The organism is Bacteriovorax sp. PP10, assembly GCF_035013165.1.
GTDB lineage: Bacteria > Bdellovibrionota > Bacteriovoracia > Bacteriovoracales > Bacteriovoracaceae > Bacteriovorax > Bacteriovorax antarcticus.
This window is the reverse complement of record NZ_JAYGJQ010000001.1, coordinates 879,581-894,811: the sequence shown is the minus strand read 5'-3', so window position 1 is coordinate 894,811 and position 15,231 is coordinate 879,581. Positions and strand designations below refer to the sequence as shown.

The 15,231-nt window shown below is 40.9% G+C and carries 15 protein-coding genes; 7 read left to right on the top strand and 8 right to left on the bottom strand.

Annotated elements, in window-relative coordinates:
- Positions 1-35: 35 nt before the first annotated feature.
- Complete coding sequence (locus SHI21_RS04380; RefSeq protein WP_323574933.1) at positions 36-2,282, bottom strand: hypothetical protein; 2,247 nt, start codon at positions 2,280-2,282, stop codon at positions 36-38.
- A 194-nt stretch (positions 2,283-2,476) separates the two neighbouring features.
- Between SHI21_RS04380 and SHI21_RS04375 the strand changes: the two genes are divergently transcribed.
- Positions 2,477-3,061, top strand: coding sequence for a hypothetical protein (locus tag SHI21_RS04375; RefSeq protein ID WP_323574932.1), 585 nt, complete (start codon positions 2,477-2,479; stop codon positions 3,059-3,061).
- 105 nt (positions 3,062-3,166) lie between these two features.
- Positions 3,167-3,838 (top strand): hypothetical protein, encoded by a 672-nt coding sequence (locus tag SHI21_RS04370; protein WP_323574931.1) that lies wholly within the window; start codon positions 3,167-3,169, stop codon positions 3,836-3,838.
- Positions 3,839-3,919: 81 nt separating this feature from the next.
- Here the strand turns inward: SHI21_RS04370 and SHI21_RS04365 are convergent, their stop codons facing one another.
- Positions 3,920-4,366 (bottom strand): hypothetical protein, encoded by a 447-nt coding sequence (locus SHI21_RS04365; RefSeq protein ID WP_323574929.1) that lies wholly within the window; start codon positions 4,364-4,366, stop codon positions 3,920-3,922.
- A 115-nt stretch (positions 4,367-4,481) separates the two neighbouring features.
- On the opposite strand from SHI21_RS04365, the gene SHI21_RS04360 reads away from it, so the two are divergent.
- From SHI21_RS04360 to SHI21_RS04345, 4 genes are all read left to right on the top strand, one after another.
- Positions 4,482-5,027, top strand: coding sequence for a deoxycytidylate deaminase (locus tag SHI21_RS04360; protein WP_323574927.1), 546 nt, complete (start codon positions 4,482-4,484; stop codon positions 5,025-5,027).
- A 90-nt stretch (positions 5,028-5,117) separates the two neighbouring features.
- A complete protein-coding gene (locus SHI21_RS04355; RefSeq protein WP_323574925.1) occupies positions 5,118-6,068 on the top strand; it encodes a hydroxyacid dehydrogenase in 951 nt (316 codons plus the stop codon).
- Positions 6,068-7,348, top strand: coding sequence for an adenylosuccinate synthase (locus SHI21_RS04350; RefSeq protein WP_323574924.1), 1,281 nt, complete (start codon positions 6,068-6,070; stop codon positions 7,346-7,348). The genes SHI21_RS04355 and SHI21_RS04350 overlap by 1 nt, the downstream gene beginning before the upstream one ends.
- A gap of 1 nt (position 7,349) precedes the next feature.
- Positions 7,350-7,883, top strand: a complete 534-nt coding sequence (locus tag SHI21_RS04345; protein WP_323574923.1) for a GNAT family N-acetyltransferase — start codon at positions 7,350-7,352, stop codon at positions 7,881-7,883.
- Here SHI21_RS04345 and SHI21_RS04340 read toward each other — a convergent pair whose 3' ends face one another.
- Entirely contained in the window at positions 7,884-8,405 is a 522-nt protein-coding gene (locus tag SHI21_RS04340; RefSeq protein WP_323574922.1) for a hypothetical protein, read from the bottom strand.
- A gap of 56 nt (positions 8,406-8,461) precedes the next feature.
- On the bottom strand, positions 8,462-9,067 hold the full coding sequence (locus SHI21_RS04335; protein ID WP_323574921.1) for a DUF4337 domain-containing protein: 606 nt from the start codon (positions 9,065-9,067) through the stop codon (positions 8,462-8,464).
- Between the two features lie 110 nt (positions 9,068-9,177).
- Between SHI21_RS04335 and SHI21_RS04330 the strand changes: the two genes are divergently transcribed.
- Positions 9,178-9,702 (top strand): L,D-transpeptidase family protein, encoded by a 525-nt coding sequence (locus SHI21_RS04330; RefSeq protein WP_323574920.1) that lies wholly within the window; start codon positions 9,178-9,180, stop codon positions 9,700-9,702.
- 16 nt (positions 9,703-9,718) lie between these two features.
- On the opposite strand, the gene SHI21_RS04325 is transcribed toward SHI21_RS04330, so the two are convergent.
- From SHI21_RS04325 to SHI21_RS04310, 4 genes are all read right to left on the bottom strand, one after another.
- Entirely contained in the window at positions 9,719-10,486 is a 768-nt protein-coding gene (locus SHI21_RS04325; RefSeq protein WP_323574919.1) for a hypothetical protein, read from the bottom strand.
- Between the two features lie 79 nt (positions 10,487-10,565).
- Positions 10,566-11,345 (bottom strand): xanthine dehydrogenase accessory protein XdhC, encoded by a 780-nt coding sequence (gene xdhC, locus SHI21_RS04320; protein ID WP_323574917.1) that lies wholly within the window; start codon positions 11,343-11,345, stop codon positions 10,566-10,568.
- Entirely contained in the window at positions 11,338-13,662 is a 2,325-nt protein-coding gene (gene xdhB / locus SHI21_RS04315) for a xanthine dehydrogenase molybdopterin binding subunit (protein WP_323574916.1), read from the bottom strand. The genes xdhC and xdhB overlap by 8 nt, the downstream gene beginning before the upstream one ends.
- Positions 13,659-15,128, bottom strand: coding sequence for a xanthine dehydrogenase small subunit (locus tag SHI21_RS04310; RefSeq protein ID WP_323574915.1), 1,470 nt, complete (start codon positions 15,126-15,128; stop codon positions 13,659-13,661). The genes xdhB and SHI21_RS04310 overlap by 4 nt, the downstream gene beginning before the upstream one ends.
- Between the last annotated feature and the right edge of the window lie 103 nt (positions 15,129-15,231).

Below are 15,231 nucleotides of genomic sequence, written 5' to 3'. Positions count from 1 at the left end.
ATGGCCCTTTTGTTAAATCAAATTTTTTGTATTAATTAAAAACCAATACTTCCTGAAATCCCACCTGATACACCAAAGATCCCGCCTGAGTTTCCTGCAGAGTAAGGTGTTCCACCGTAGTATCCAGCTCCACCCATCGAATACAGATCATTGTATGCATTCTGATAAGTAGACTGAAGTGCTGATGCTCCCATTTGGTTTGCCATCGCATTCCCTTGAGCTCTAGCTGCAACGGCCTGGTTTTGTCCCATGATCCCCATTTGCATTTGTTGTTGCTGTTGGTACTGATCGTAGTAACCAGTGTTCACGCCACCAGTTCCGTATCCACTACCACCATTGTATCCACCAGTTCCACCCCAGTATCCACCATTGTATGTTCCACCGTTACCGTTTCCGATACCAGCTCCACCACCAATAGTTCCCGGCCCGTAAACACCACCATTAGGGTAGTACGCTCCGTTATTTCCGTAAGGGTAACCGTTATTATATCCACCGTTTCCGTATGGAGGATAATATCCACCGTTGATTCCGCCGTTTCCAGCAATACCACCGTTTGGATATCCGCCTATTCCGCCGTTGATTCCACCATTAGGGTATCCACCAATTCCGCCGTTGATTCCACCATTAGGGTATCCACCAATTCCGCCGTTGATTCCACCATTAGGGTATCCACCGATTCCGCCATTGATTCCACCGTTAGGGTATCCACCAATTCCGCCATTGATTCCACCATTAGGGTATCCACCGATTCCGCCATTGATTCCGCCGTTAATCCCACCTAGGCCTGGATAATATCCACCGCCACCAATAGGGTAACCACCGATTCCGCCACCGTTAGGGAAGCCAAGACCACCGTTAACACCACCACCAATATTTACACCACCGCTAATACAAAGGATTCCACATCCCCCCATATTACCTTGACCCATTCCAATTCCACCTGGGTAAGGAGCGTATGGACCATTCATTCCACCACCAACACCTATGCCAATTCCAGGATACATTCCACCTGTACTTGGGTAACCACCAATGCCTCCACCCATTCCAGGGTATCCAACTCCGATTCCACCGCCCATTCCTGGGTATCCACCGATTCCACCGCCAAGTCCGCCACCTGGGTAACCACCAAGGCCACCACCGATATTGATCCCGCCACCGATTCCGATTCCTCCACCAGGATATCCACCAAGACCGCCTCCGATTCCGCCCATTCCTGGGTATCCTCCTAGACCGCCACCGATATTAATTCCACCACCGATTCCTCCCATTCCTGGGTAACCACCGATGCCACCAATTCCACCCATTCCAGGATATCCACCGATACCAATGCCTCCACCCATTCCTGGGTATCCGCCGATACCACCGCCCATACCTGGGTAACCACCAAGGCCACCACCGATACCGATACCACCGCCAATTCCGATTCCGCCCATTCCAGGGTATCCGCCGATGCCACCACCGATTCCACCCATTCCTGGGTATCCTCCGATTCCACCACCGATGCCACCCATACCGGGGTATCCACCAAGACCACCGCCGATTCCAATTGAACCACCGATGTTAATTCCGCCTCCGTTTCCGTATCCAAGTAGTCCGCCTAAACCACTACCAAGGCCTAGCCCAAGTCCTGATCCATAACCACCACCAACGCCAGCACCGTATCCGCCGCCGTAATAAGGGCCCATCATCCCACCAAGGTATCCTGATGAGTAACCAGCTGACTGAAATGGATTTCCGTAACCGCCGTAACCGTTACCAGCTAATCCACCGTATCCAGCATATGATCCCATTCCCATTCCATTACATGAAGACGCTAGTCCTGCTGCATCTTCTGGAAGAACCGGGTTTGCTCCTGATGAAACTGAATAATCTAAATATGAGTTGAATCTATTCGTACACTGAACGTGTCCTTGCGTGTAAGCATCTGCCCACGCCTCTTGAGATTTGTTAGCGTATTTTGCTCCCAGGTAAGTTGCTCCAACGAAGGCAAGTGGCTGTGCCACGATACCTAGTGCTTCAACCCATGGGTTCGATTCTTTTTCTTTTGCTGCAAATAAACAGTCGATACAATCCACACCAGCATCACTTGCTGAAACGGCAATCTCTGTTCGTAAACATGCACGATACTCATCTTGGTACGCTGGGTGATTCATACCCGCACAGTCCATGGATGAAGCTGCAAACGCAGGTGTTTCAAAGTTCAAAAGTAATGTCATAGACATTAAACTTATTAGAACTTTCCCTTTGAAAGCCTGTTGGTGTTTGTTGTAATATCGCTTCATAAACGCGTCTCCAAAAAGGAATTATCGAGATCTTAGAACTACTCAATACTTATTTTCGGCAATTACCTGAGAAAAGTTTAGTGAGATCTTTCTGCCTACTAGGGTTTAGCTCTAAGCCTTGGTAATCGCGATGAGAATAATTTGTATAACTAAATAAGTTGAGAATGATCAGCTTCAATACCCGAGGGTTTTTCATGGTTATGGCCAATTTAGGGCTCGCTTTCGAGTGGCTCGCCTTCTTTCTTTTGATGGCCCTTGGTGTGTACACTATGCGAGTTATTAAAAATGAAAAAAGAAATTATCTGGAAAATGCACAGGAAATAATTTTTAAAAATTTTAAACTACTCACTCCGCGCTGGTGGAGTTTGGTTGATACAGGAAATGAAAATGAAATCTGCTTCAAACGTCTCGACACTCGTTACGATTGGGAAGCACGTTTTATCTGGATCACAGAAAATAGCGATAAAGATATTATCGAACTCTTCAAAGAAAAAATTTCGGATAGAAGAATTCTCTTCGACGAAGAAAATAGCGTGATTCATAATCCATCAGACTTTGCAGAAAAAGATCTCATCAAATCTGGTAAGTATGAAATGCTTCGCTTGGAAGGAACAGCAACTGCTGACCGCGCTGAGAGACTTTACTACGATGCTTTCTTAATCCGCGATATTGAGCACGGTCATTATATGTATGCCGAAAGCAAAAGCTCTATTCTAAACGGACTAGTAGAAGGCCCGTATTTTGAAGAGGTCATGCTAAGACTGGAAGTAGTTGGGTAGTAGAATTTATTTAAGTGACTACTTTCATTGCCAGGGGGGTCTCCCGGAAGTAGTGAATATTTTGCTAATCTTGAGTAAATTCCAGATTCCACCGATAATATTTCTATGAGTGTTTCCGAATACCGTATTTCGAAAAGCCGTGAAGAAATTGTAAAGCTGGTTCAAAAGAAATTTGAAGCAGAAACAACTATGACGATCTGGCAGAAAGATCCCAAGACACAAGAACGTTCTTTTAAATGTGAAGTAAAGTTTGCTTCAATCGACATCTTTGAAGGTGTCTTCTCTATCGCGATTAATGATATTGATAAAGCTCACTTCAACACTCACCTTGAAACATACTTTTTACTACAAGTTCAGGACTTCGTTTTTAAAACCAGAACATCAATTGTTCATGCTGGAAAAAATGGATCACTCACTTTTCAAATTCCTCATGACGTACGTTTGAAAGAATTACGTATTCACCCACGTGTGTATATTGATCAGGAAGAAAAAAGATTTGTGGCCGCAAAATTTAACAGTAAAGATAATGATGAAGCGCAGGTGAACGTTGCCTGCCCTATTTATAATATTTCTAAAAGTGGAATTTGCATTATCGTCAGTAAAGAGACGTTGAGTTCAGTGAAGCTGAATGAGGCGATCGCTCTTGAGGGACTAAGTTTTTTTGAATCTCTTGGTAATGAAATGAAAGCGGTTATTAAAAACGCCAGAGTTCATACTAAAAGAGGTTATGGGAAAGATGAGTACTATGCCTTAGGACTCGAGTTCCAGCAGATTTAAATCTCAGACTAAATTAATTGGGAATTTTTATAGGCCCTAAAACTAAAAAGGCCTGGTTTTCACCAGGCCTTCTTAACAAAATTAGTTCTTTTTAGGAGAGAAAAGTCTGATCTTAGCCACTAGGAATGCGATTAGATCTTCATCAGATCCAAAAACATCATCAATTAAATCACAATTAAGAACAAAGTCTTTCATTCTAACTGCGATTTGGTGAAGAGACTCAACTAGATATAATCCACCAATATTCTCGCCGTTAAACGATTTAATGATTTCTTTTCTAGCGTGGTTGAACATTTCTGATTCAGTCACGTCTTCTGGTAGGTTATCAACCCCCATTTTCTCTTCTACTTCTTCAATAGCTTGGTCTCTTACGTCTTCATCAGTTGCAAAACTAACGCCGTATTCAGTCGCCATAGCTTCAATTAGTTCTTCACGCTTTGAAGGGTGAAATTCAATCAACTTTTTCTCTTTGAGATTGTTGATTGTATAGCTAGCGAGTGCACGCAATGTATCAAAATCTGTTTTCATTGAAACCTCAATAAGTAATTATCTCTTAAAGTGTAACGACTTAAATCAGATGATACAAGAATCTTTTTAATTTTTCTTGACTAAAAGGCCTCTAAAATTGGATTTTAGTCAGCATATGATTGATTATACCGACCCAAAAATTAACTTTGTACCTACGAAATCTGCGCTTTCATGGGATGAATACTTCATGCTGCAAGCTATGATTGCTGCTTTCAAATCTAAAGATCCGGCCACGAAAGTGGGCTCAGTCTTTGTTGATAAAAATAATCACCAAATCACTATGGGCTACAATGGGTTCGTCGCTGGTATCGATGAATCAAAAGTTCCCTGGGGAAAAGACCCTTCTGCTCCATTAGAATTCCAAAAATATGGTTACGTTGTGCACAGTGAGGCAAATGCAATTTTGCACGCAAGCAGATCTCTTGAAGGCTCTCGCGCTTACGTCACACTTTTTCCATGTAATGAATGTGCGAAACTAATCGCCTCTTCAAAAGTAAAAGAAGTTATTTATCTTTCTGATAAGCATCATTCGACTGAATCAAATAGAATCGCTAAAAGAATCTTTGAATTGTCAGGGGTTACTTACAGGAAACTGGATTTTCCTCCTAATGCTCTTCATAAACTTACAGAGCATCTGCAAAACCTTCTGGGTGATATTTAGATAAACTTTAGCTTGTAGGTCTTTCTCTCTCTATCCTATAATGTGGCGAATCCCAAAACATTCACCAACCCCATTCGAGGAGAAAATCTCATGAAACCTTTTATTGTCGTTCCAGACGGCTTTGATAAATCTCTGTTTGAAGAACTAAGAAAGAACTCAAATCTAGAAGTCCATCCAACGTCAAAAGTTTCTCAAGATGAATTAAAAGCACTTCTTCCGAAAGTTGATGGATTGATCATCAGATCAGCAACAACAATCAATGCTGAACTTCTGGCATTAGCTCCAAATTTAAAAATCGTTATTCGCGCAGGTGAAGGAACGGACAATATTGATAAAACTTTATGTGCTGAAAAGGGCGTAAAAGTTGCCAACACTCCAGGAGCAAACAATAACTCTGCTGCTGAACAAGCCGTAGCTCTTATGATGTCTTGTCTTCGTAATATTCCATTCGCTGATAAAACTATGCACGAAGGGAAATGGGAAAAGAACGCTCTTACGGGATTAGAGCTTTGGAAGAAAAAAGTTGGGATCGTGGGTTTTGGTAGAATCGGACAAATCGTTGCAAAAAGAATTTCAGGATTCGAACCGGAAATTTTCTTCTTCGATCCTGTTACAGAAAAATGCGACATCGCTAATTCAAAAAGATGTCTTGATCTAAAAGAAATTTTCAGCGAGTGCGATATCATCTCTATCCACACTCCACTTATGCCACAAACAAAAGGTATGATTAATGCTGAACTATTAGGTCTGATGAAAAAAGACGCTATCCTAATCAATGCTGCTCGCGGTGGAATCGTTGATGAAGAAGCTCTATACACAACTTTAAAAGACAAAAAAATCAGAGCTGCAGGATTCGACGTATTTGCTGTTGAGCCACTTCCAGCTGATTCAAAACTAAAAGAATTATCGAACCTAATCATGTCTCCACACGTTGGAGCTTCAACTGAAGAAGCACAATTCAGAGTTGGAGAAATGGCAGTTCATCAGATCAACGAATTTTTCATGAACAAAAACCTTCTAAACGAAGTTAAGGGAAAATAATGAAAACATTAGCAATTATTGGTGCCCAATGGGGTGATGAAGGTAAAGGAAAAATTACCGATCTTCTAAGCGAAAAATGTGACGTGGTAGTAAGATACCAAGGTGGAAACAACGCCGGTCACACCATTATTGTAGATGGACGTAAAATCGTTCTTCACTTAATCCCTTCTGGGATTCTTCACAAACACAGCGTTTCTGTTATCGGACACGGTGTAGTGTTTGAACCAGAAGCTTTCCAAAAAGAATTAGTCACAGTTGCTGACGCTGGAATTAAGGTGACATCAGAGAATTTAAAAATCTCTGAGAACGTCACAGTCATCACGAGCTACAACAAACTTTTAGACGCCGCTCGCGAGTCTCAAGGTGCTGTAAAAATCGGAACAACTGGAAAAGGTATTGGCCCTGCGTACGAAGATAAAATCGCTCGTCGCGCGATCAAGATGAAAGACTTATTCGATCTTCCTTCTCTGAAAATTAAACTAGCTCGCAACCTTGAAGAAAAAGAAATCCTTTTCCGTCATCGTTACGACATCGCTTTCCCATCTGTTGATGAAGAAGCACAAAGACTATTTGAACTTGGAAAAAATGTAAGACCATTTGTGTGCGATACATTCTCTTATCTGGATCAAGCAGTTATCGCTGGCAAAAAAATTCTTTTCGAAGGTGCTCAAGGGATTCTTCTTGATATCGATTACGGAACTTATCCATTCGTTACCAGCTCATCAACTGCTCTTGGAGGAGTTTATACTGGTGCAGGAATCCCAGAATCATCAGTTCAAGAAGTTTTAGGGATCACTAAGGCCTACACAACAAGAGTTGGAGAAGGACCTTTCCCTACTGAATTATTCGATGCTGTCGGAGAACAAATTCAGACGATCGGAAAAGAGTTCGGAGCAACAACTGGAAGAAAACGTCGTTGTGGATGGATTGACCTTCCACTTCTTAAGTACTCTGTAAAAGCTTCTAACCTGACTTCTATCGCGCTTACAAAACTAGACATCCTATGTGCTGTTGATGAATTGAAAGTGTGTGTAGCGTACAAATACGAAGGTAAAACAATTGATGTAGCTTATCCTGGTATCGATCTTTACAAAGCTGAGCCTGTTTATAAAACACTTAAGCCTTTCAAAGATGATTTCACAAATAAGACTGCTAAAGACTTATCTCCAGAACTAAATGCATACATCTTGGAAATTGAAACTTTCCTTGGGATTCCTGTTGGGATTTTAGCATTTGGACCTGAGAGAAAAGAAATCCTTTTCAGAAAGGATTACTTCTAGAATGAAAATCGAAATTAGAATCGCAGAGCTTGGGGATATACCGGACATCGTGGATCACGATGTCCGTCATAAAGACGAGCCCGGTTTTAATGGGACTCTCGCTCACCCGTTTCTTCCAGGGCATCCATGGGATGCAGAAGAAATGCGAAACAATAAGCTGGTTAGTTTTTCCAAAGATATTACTGAAGAAGGATGGCAAAGAGTTTTTGTCATTGAAGCTGACGGAGAAATCCTTGGGACTCTTAACTTAAAAAATCTTTTTCACGGAACACTTCACCGTGCTCAATTAGGTATGGGACTTGAAGCTCCTCTTCGAGGCCAAGGCCTGGGAAAACAACTTCTGGACTACGCCATCAATTGGGCAAAGTCGGAAGATTCATTACTATGGATAGATTTATCTGTATTCGCTCACAACACTCCCGCTAGAAAGTTATATACCAATGCAGGCTTTGTTGAACTTGCTGTTTTAGAAGATCGCCTGCGTGTAGGTCATCATCGAATCGATGACGTACTCATGGCCCTTAAATTAAAATAATTATTTACCCTGAACTTTTTTAGCTGGTGCCTGATAGATCATGTCTTCGATCTCTTGCATTTCTTTTGCCTGTCTTTTTGTATCAACGACATTTGGCTTTTTATTTTGAACGACATCGCTGTTTTTAATCGATGCTTTTAAGGCCGTATTAGCACCATCACACACTTCACCACAGGCCTTAATAAAACCCCATGACTTTGCTCTCTCATGAGAGATCTTAAAAGATTCTTTGTAACATGAGTTGTAGCACATCGAACGCGCCTCTGCCGCCATCTCATGAGGGTCCATTCCTACATCACAAGTCGTATGGATAAAATCCATTCTTTCTTTATTAGTAGATTTAAAAAAAGCATCGAGATCAATGTTCGGGTATGTTTGTTTCTTTCCACTTGCTTTGATTTTTTCATAGGCCACAACAAGGTCACCTGATTTCTTGAAACTTCCACATTCCGTTTCTGCTGCCACAAGAGCAAAAGAATTAAATGTCAGACCAAGAATAACCAGACTCATTAATGACTTCATAAAAACTCCAACCTTAAGAATACTCCAAGGTCTCATCGGCAGATACCTCTTAAACTTTACGCTTTCATGGCTATCGTTAAGGCCATAAATGAAAAACCGCTTCCTAAGACCCCTAGAAAAATCATCACATAGAAAAATGTCGTTCTAAGAGAGGGCTTCTTCACAACTAAACTAATCGCCCCCATAACTAAACAAATCTGAAAAAAGAGATTGGAAAGATCGAACTGATCTCCGGCCTTTCCTAATGTTTCAATTTTTTCTTCGTATTCCTTAGCACCAATTACCTGACCAAGTTTCCCATCTACGTCTTGCACCCAGTTAACTTCACCAACTTTAGAAGATCCTTTTAAGATTTCAGCTTTTTCTTTTTCGTATCTCTCTATTTTCTTCGTCAATTTATCAGTGTGCTCTTTTAATAGATTTTGCGAGTTTTCATTAATCGCTTTTCCTTGAACAAGAGTGTTAATTAAATCTCTCTGACCTTCAACCACAGTCTCTCTAATACTCTTGGCCTGATACCACATGTACGAACTGGATTTCTCATTGATAAATTTAATTTCATCTTCGCCATATTTACCTGCGAACATATCGCTCAATGCCATAACGGCCGCAAAAATTGCAATGACGATCCCACATTTAATTTCAAAACTATGCTCTTCCACTTACTTTCATCCTTGAAGATTTTTTGTGACATATCTTTATGTAGCAAACGCAAATATTCAAGTTAATTTCCTAAGTGCTTTCCTAAATAAAATTTGGTAGGTTGATTTTTATGAACACACTTATCACATTTATTGTTCTCTCATTTTCAACACAACTCTTCTCTGCCGAATACCAGGTCGATTCTGTGCGTGTCTATAAGACCCAGCATCGAATGGAAATGATGTTTCAGGGTGAAGTGACCAAAGTCTACACGGTGATGTTAGGACGCGGAGGAATGGCGCCTAAAAGGCAAGAGGGAGACAAGCGAGTCCCGGAAGGTGAATACGAATTGGATTACAAAAATCCTTATTCAAAATTCTACCGCTCAATTCATGTGACTTATCCGAACTTAGAAGATATCGAACGCGCAAAAAAAATGGGTGTGAATCCAGGCTTTGATATTTTTATTCACGGTATGCCAAACTACTACACATCGCTGTCGATGATTTTGGATGACGATTCAATGGATCTTTTATTTGAAAATCGTGGAGACTGGACTGCAGGATGTATCGCGGTAGAAAATTATGAAATGAAAGAAATCTGGGACAATATGGATATAGAATTTGCTCCTATACCCATAACTATTTATCACTAAAAAACTATTTGCATCTTTATTTCGAACTTGTATTTGAACTTGCTTTTTCTGGTGCAAAATTCTGTTGATCTACAGGTTTAGCATCTCTTTTTAAATCAGAAATACTCTTACTTCCTGCTGCACTTTTTTGAATGAAGCATTTCTCGTAATCAGACCCTTCACCTTCACCATATTTTCTATACCCATCACATGGATCTGCTGGATTTCTTGGGGCCTTTTTAGGAACAGTTGTAAATTTAGATTCCTGCCATTGAATAAAACATTTTTCGTACTGAGAACCTTCATGAGTACCAGTTTTCTTATAACCCTCACATGGATCTTGAGTGCTTCTAATCTCTGTTTTTAGGCACAATTTATACTCTGCCTGAGATTTCGGTTTATTTAAAACAGAGCAATCACTTAAAGCGACATATTGTTCTGCTTTTAAACACGCTTTATATTCATCTTGATATTGAGGATGATTCATCGCCGAGCAGTTATCTTTAATGGACATTTCTGCTTTCAAACATGCTTTATATTCATCTTGAAATTGAGGATGATTAAGTCCTGAACAGTCGTCTGAAACCTTTACTTCTTTTTCAACTTTCAAACACGTTTGATACTCACTTTGATATTTAGGATGATCGAGTCCTGCACATGGGCCAACATTTTGGGCCTCAAGTTTTTTACATGCTTTGTACTCTTCTTTATATTTTGGATGTTTCATCCCTTCGCAATCGAGAGCACCCCATGCAGATGTACTCATACAGGTAACAAACAAAGTGATTAATGAAATGCTTTTCATAAATATCTCCAAGAGTCTTTTTAGAATCTAAGAGCTCATCGGATAGTTGACTAAAAAACTTAAGTTTAGATTTAAACTATTAAGATAACTGATTATCTCGGGCCTTGATTAACTGGGCCGCAATGCTGATAGCAATTTCAACTGGAGTGTTATTTCCAAAGGACTCTCCAATCGGACAATGAAGTTTTGCAATCAGATCAGGGTTGGCCCCATTCTTTTTCAGATCGGCACGAAGCACGGCCGCTTTTGAATCACTTCCAATCACACCCATATAAGGAAAGACATTTCTCTCCATAGCTGCCAGAAGAATCGGAAGATCATACGCATGACCCATGGTCATCGAAGCAATGAAAGTTCCGGGCTTCAAATCGGCAACTACATTTTTCATTTCACTCGTATGAATCTTAGTGAGCTTATGATGATCAGGAAGTTTATTAAGCCAGTCTGATCTAGGATCAGAACAAATCACCGAACACTCTAACTTTAAAAGTGTACGCACAACTTCTTGGGCCACATGGCCGGCACCAAAAATGGCAATCTCCCAAGTTGGTTTTGCCTGAACTCTCTCGAAGAAAAAACTTACCACTCCACCACAAGTCATTTTAATATCTGTCTGCAAGTTCCAATCAGCGTAATCAAAAGATTCATTTCGCTTTAGCATTTCTTTTGAATGCAGGATCACTCGCTCTTCAACTTTCCCGCCGCCGACTGTTCCATGGATATATCCATTCTCTCCAACTAAAATCTTCGCTCCCACTTCTTGCGGAGCACTTCCTTTAGTCTTCACCAGAGTCGCGACAACAAAACTTTGCCCTTGCTCTTGTAGTTCCTGAATCTTTTCTAGAATCGACTTATTCATAGCGATTAAGTTCCATTAAAATAACTTCATTGGTAGCAGGGCTCGTAATATGAGGAAGCACATCTTCACTTCTATACGACAGCGCATTTTTCACCGCTGTCCAAACACTTGATCCTAAAAGTAGTGGTGGCTCACCAACTGCTTTTGATCTCATGACGTTTCTCGTATTCGTATGGTTTTCCATTAACTCAATATTAAAGATTCTCGGAGTATCCTGAATATTGGGAATTTTATAAGTCGTAGGACTATGTGAAAGAAGTTTTCCCGATTCATGATAGAAAAGATTTTCTGTCGTTACCCATCCCATCCCTTGAATGAATGCTCCCGAAACTTGTCCGATATCAATACCGGGATTGATCGGACGCCCAAGGTCCATCAGGATATCAGTACGAAGAACTTTTAACTCTCCTGTGTACTCATCTACTTCAACTTCACTAACAGCGGCACCATTTGTGAAATAATTAAATGCGCGACCTTCGTGAGTTGATTTATCAAAACCTAAATCAGGCGTTTTATAAAAAGCATATCCTGCAAGCGAGAATTGATTCAAATAAGCAATCTTTAAAAGATCCTTAAACGTCATACTCTTTTTCGTTTTCTGATCAATAACATTCCCATCAATAAACTCAACGTGACTTAAATCGGCCTTAACATCAACCGCTGGCATCGACTTAATTCCGTCATAGACCACACCAGAGTGCTGCTGCAGGAAAACCCAACGCAGAGTCTGAAGAATCCCCTCACATGCATTAAACACGGCCCCACCATTAATATCGGTCCCACTTGAAGCGGCCGTCGGTGAAGTATTATGATTTTTTTCAGTTGATGTCGGCATCAGCACAACACTTTTATGAGGAATACCAAAACAAGTCGCAGCGATCTGCTGCATCTTCGTATTCACTCCCTGCCCCATCTCAGTGGCCCCTGTAGAAACCTGAACTGTTCCATCTAAATGAACGTTCACCAGAGCATTACCTTGATTTAAAAACTTCGTCGTAAACGCAATCCCAAACTTTGCTCCGGTCATTGAAAGACCACGAACTTTACCTGATTTCGTTTTATTAAAAGCAGAGATATTATCTTTTCTCTTTTGATACTCAGACGACTTATGAAGCTTATCAAAAAGCTCCGGCAGAAGATTGTGCTCTACTGTCTGATTATAAGGAGTAACATTTCTATCATTGATCCCATAAAGATTAATTCTTCTGACTTCAAAAGCATCTTTCTTTAAGTAATGAGCAATATCTTCAACGATACTCTCAATCGTCATATTTCCTTGCGGCCCTCCGAATCCTCTGAAGGCAGTATTCGAATGCTGATTGGTTCTCACAGCTTTCCCTTCAATGTAACAATTCTCCAGGTAATAGCACCCGTCCGCATGAAACATGGCCCTATCTAAAATCGAAGGAGTTAAATCAACATAAGCTCCACCGTTAGCAACGATCACAACTTTTAATGCGGTAATCTTTCCAGTGTCATCAAACCCTACATCATAAAAATTCTTAAACGGGTGACGCTTTCCCGTCATCATCATGTCGTCATCTTTTGTAAGCGCAAGACGAGCTGGACGATTGAGTTTGTAAGCAACCAGTCCTGCCATGGCAGCAAAGTGCGCGGCCTGAGACTCTTTCCCACCAAATCCACCACCCATTCTCTTCACCACGCAAACCACTTGTGAATAATCTAATCCAAGTGAATGCGCGACCACGTGTTGAGTTTCAGTCGGATGCTGAGAAGACGAATGCACTTCAAGCTGGCCATTTTCTAATGGATAAACCACAGTGGCCTGTGACTCCATATAAAAATGCTCTTGCCCGCCACATTCAAATGCACCTATTAAAACATTCGGCGCATTCTTTAAGGCCCCTTCAATATCTCCACGAACAAATGGATTGGCCTGACATAAAATGGAATTCTTTATAAGAGCATCATCAATCGTTAAAATTGGTTTCTCTTCTCTGACTTCTATCTTCACTAATTTTTTAACAGCATTGAATGTGTCTTCATCAGCACAAGCAATCAGACAAACTGGCTCATCAATATAACCAATCTTCTCAAAAGCTAAAATCGGCTGTTCAGGAACAATCGTCCCCCACTTATTATGAGGAATATCTTTCGCAGTAAAAACTCCAAAGACTCCTTTCATTTTTAAAGCTTCACTTCCATCAATCTTTAAAATAGCTCCCGCACAAACCGGGGCCCCAAGAACTCCGACATAAACTTCATTTTTATGTTTCGCTCTATCATCGATGAAAATACTCGATCCCGTCACATGCCCTACTGCTGAATCATGACTTACACTTTTTCCAACACTCATTTGCCACCTCCGATCTCAAGCGAGATCTCTTTAGCAAACTTCTTGAAATAGTTTTTAGAAACCAGCATTCTGTATGCGCTTGAAGCGCGAAGATCAGAAAGAGGTTTAATATATTGATCCAAAGTTTCAGCAGCCTCTTCAAAAGCTTTAACCGAAAAATCCTGGCCTGTTAATTTAGTCTCAATATCATTCAAGCGAGCAACCGTTGCGGCCACTCCACCAAGAGCAAGACGAACTGAAGTCATCTTCTTCCCGTCAATCACAACTCGCGCAGCAAATGTTACAGCAGAAATATCCAGATCCTTTCTCATCGAGACTTTATAAAGTCTCGTGACTTCGTTTGGTGCTATTACAGGAATCTTAATTCTTGTAACAATCTCACTGGTATCCATATTGAGTTTTTTATAACCAACATAAAAATCTTTTAAAACAATATCGCGCGATCCTTTTGAGTTTTGTAATTCAACAACTGCATCACTCACCATTAAAAATGGAATCGTATCTGCAATTGGAGAAGCGTTCACAACGTTCCCGATTAATGTCGCTTGATTTTTAATCTGTGGAGAAGCAAAAATATGCAGCATCTTCGCCATCTCTGGAAAGTACGCTTCTATATAATCTTCAAACTCAGTCAGAGTGACAGTCGCCCCAACCGTAATAAACTTATCATCGTGAGAAATCTTACGAAGCTCATCAATGTGATAAAGGGCCATCGTCTTCGGTGTAGAAAGTTTCCCTTTATTCACCACGACTCCAATATCAGTCGATCCAGCAACCAGTCTGATATCACCATCAGCAGCTTTAGCTGAAAGTGCTTCAGAAAGTTTCGCCGGAAGAAAAATACTCTTATCAGAAAATTTCATCTCAACCGAAGTTGATTTGATATTTTTCATTTCACTAATCCAATCCGCAGAGTGGTAGCGATCTTTCAGTAATTGAGTTTTATCTAAATTCACCGACGTCATCGCATCGACAATCGGCCCGTACCCAGTACAACGACAAAGATTTCCCGTCAGGTAGTTCTTTGCATTCTTCTCGGTAATCGTTTTGTTTTCCGATTTAAACTTCTCTGCCATTCCTGCCATCGCACAAATAAATCCAGGCGTGCAGTAACCACATTGAGCACCATTGCAATCAATCATCTTCTCTTGCACTTCATGCAACTCAATGTTCATCCCAACTTGCTTTCCAATCCCTTCAACAGTCACAACCTGTGCCCCATCAATCAGGTACAAAGGAAGGATGCACGAGTTCACTGCTTTAAAAGAAAGCTTCCCATCGGCCCCAACATCCTTAGCGATCAAAACTGTACAAGCGCCACAGTCTCCTTCCGCACATACGATTTTAGTCCCGGTTAGCAATTCTTCGTTGCGAAGAAAGTTTCCAAGAGGCATGAAGGCCTTGTCGCCTTCAATGACAATAAGTTGATCATTGATTCTAGTGGTAATTTTGTCTGTAGTTTTCATCTTACCAATTTATGGTTATTACCCTCAAAAATCAAATAATACGGCCACTTATATTTGATTCGCCGGTCGTACTATTACCCCAGCTAAAACTCTTCATTACCAG

Excerpts from the sequence above, each read along its gene's own strand:
- SHI21_RS04380 (WP_323574933.1), bottom strand. The coding sequence starts at position 2,282 with ATGAAGCGATATTACAACAAACACCAACAGGCTTTCAAAGGGAAAGTT.
- SHI21_RS04375 (WP_323574932.1), top strand. The coding sequence starts at position 2,477 with ATGGTTATGGCCAATTTAGGGCTCGCTTTCGAGTGGCTCGCCTTCTTT.
- SHI21_RS04370 (WP_323574931.1), top strand. The coding sequence starts at position 3,167 with ATGAGTGTTTCCGAATACCGTATTTCGAAAAGCCGTGAAGAAATTGTA.
- SHI21_RS04365 (WP_323574929.1), bottom strand. The coding sequence starts at position 4,366 with ATGAAAACAGATTTTGATACATTGCGTGCACTCGCTAGCTATACAATC.
- SHI21_RS04360 (WP_323574927.1), top strand. The coding sequence starts at position 4,482 with ATGATTGATTATACCGACCCAAAAATTAACTTTGTACCTACGAAATCT.
- SHI21_RS04355 (WP_323574925.1), top strand. The coding sequence starts at position 5,118 with ATGAAACCTTTTATTGTCGTTCCAGACGGCTTTGATAAATCTCTGTTT.
- SHI21_RS04350 (WP_323574924.1), top strand. The coding sequence starts at position 6,068 with ATGAAAACATTAGCAATTATTGGTGCCCAATGGGGTGATGAAGGTAAA.
- SHI21_RS04345 (WP_323574923.1), top strand. The coding sequence starts at position 7,350 with ATGAAAATCGAAATTAGAATCGCAGAGCTTGGGGATATACCGGACATC.
- SHI21_RS04340 (WP_323574922.1), bottom strand. The coding sequence starts at position 8,405 with ATGAAGTCATTAATGAGTCTGGTTATTCTTGGTCTGACATTTAATTCT.
- SHI21_RS04330 (WP_323574920.1), top strand. The coding sequence starts at position 9,178 with ATGAACACACTTATCACATTTATTGTTCTCTCATTTTCAACACAACTC.
- SHI21_RS04325 (WP_323574919.1), bottom strand. The coding sequence starts at position 10,486 with ATGAAAAGCATTTCATTAATCACTTTGTTTGTTACCTGTATGAGTACA.
- xdhC (WP_323574917.1), bottom strand. The coding sequence starts at position 11,345 with ATGAATAAGTCGATTCTAGAAAAGATTCAGGAACTACAAGAGCAAGGG.
- xdhB (WP_323574916.1), bottom strand. The coding sequence starts at position 13,662 with ATGAGTGTTGGAAAAAGTGTAAGTCATGATTCAGCAGTAGGGCATGTG.
- SHI21_RS04310 (WP_323574915.1), bottom strand. The coding sequence starts at position 15,128 with ATGAAAACTACAGACAAAATTACCACTAGAATCAATGATCAACTTATT.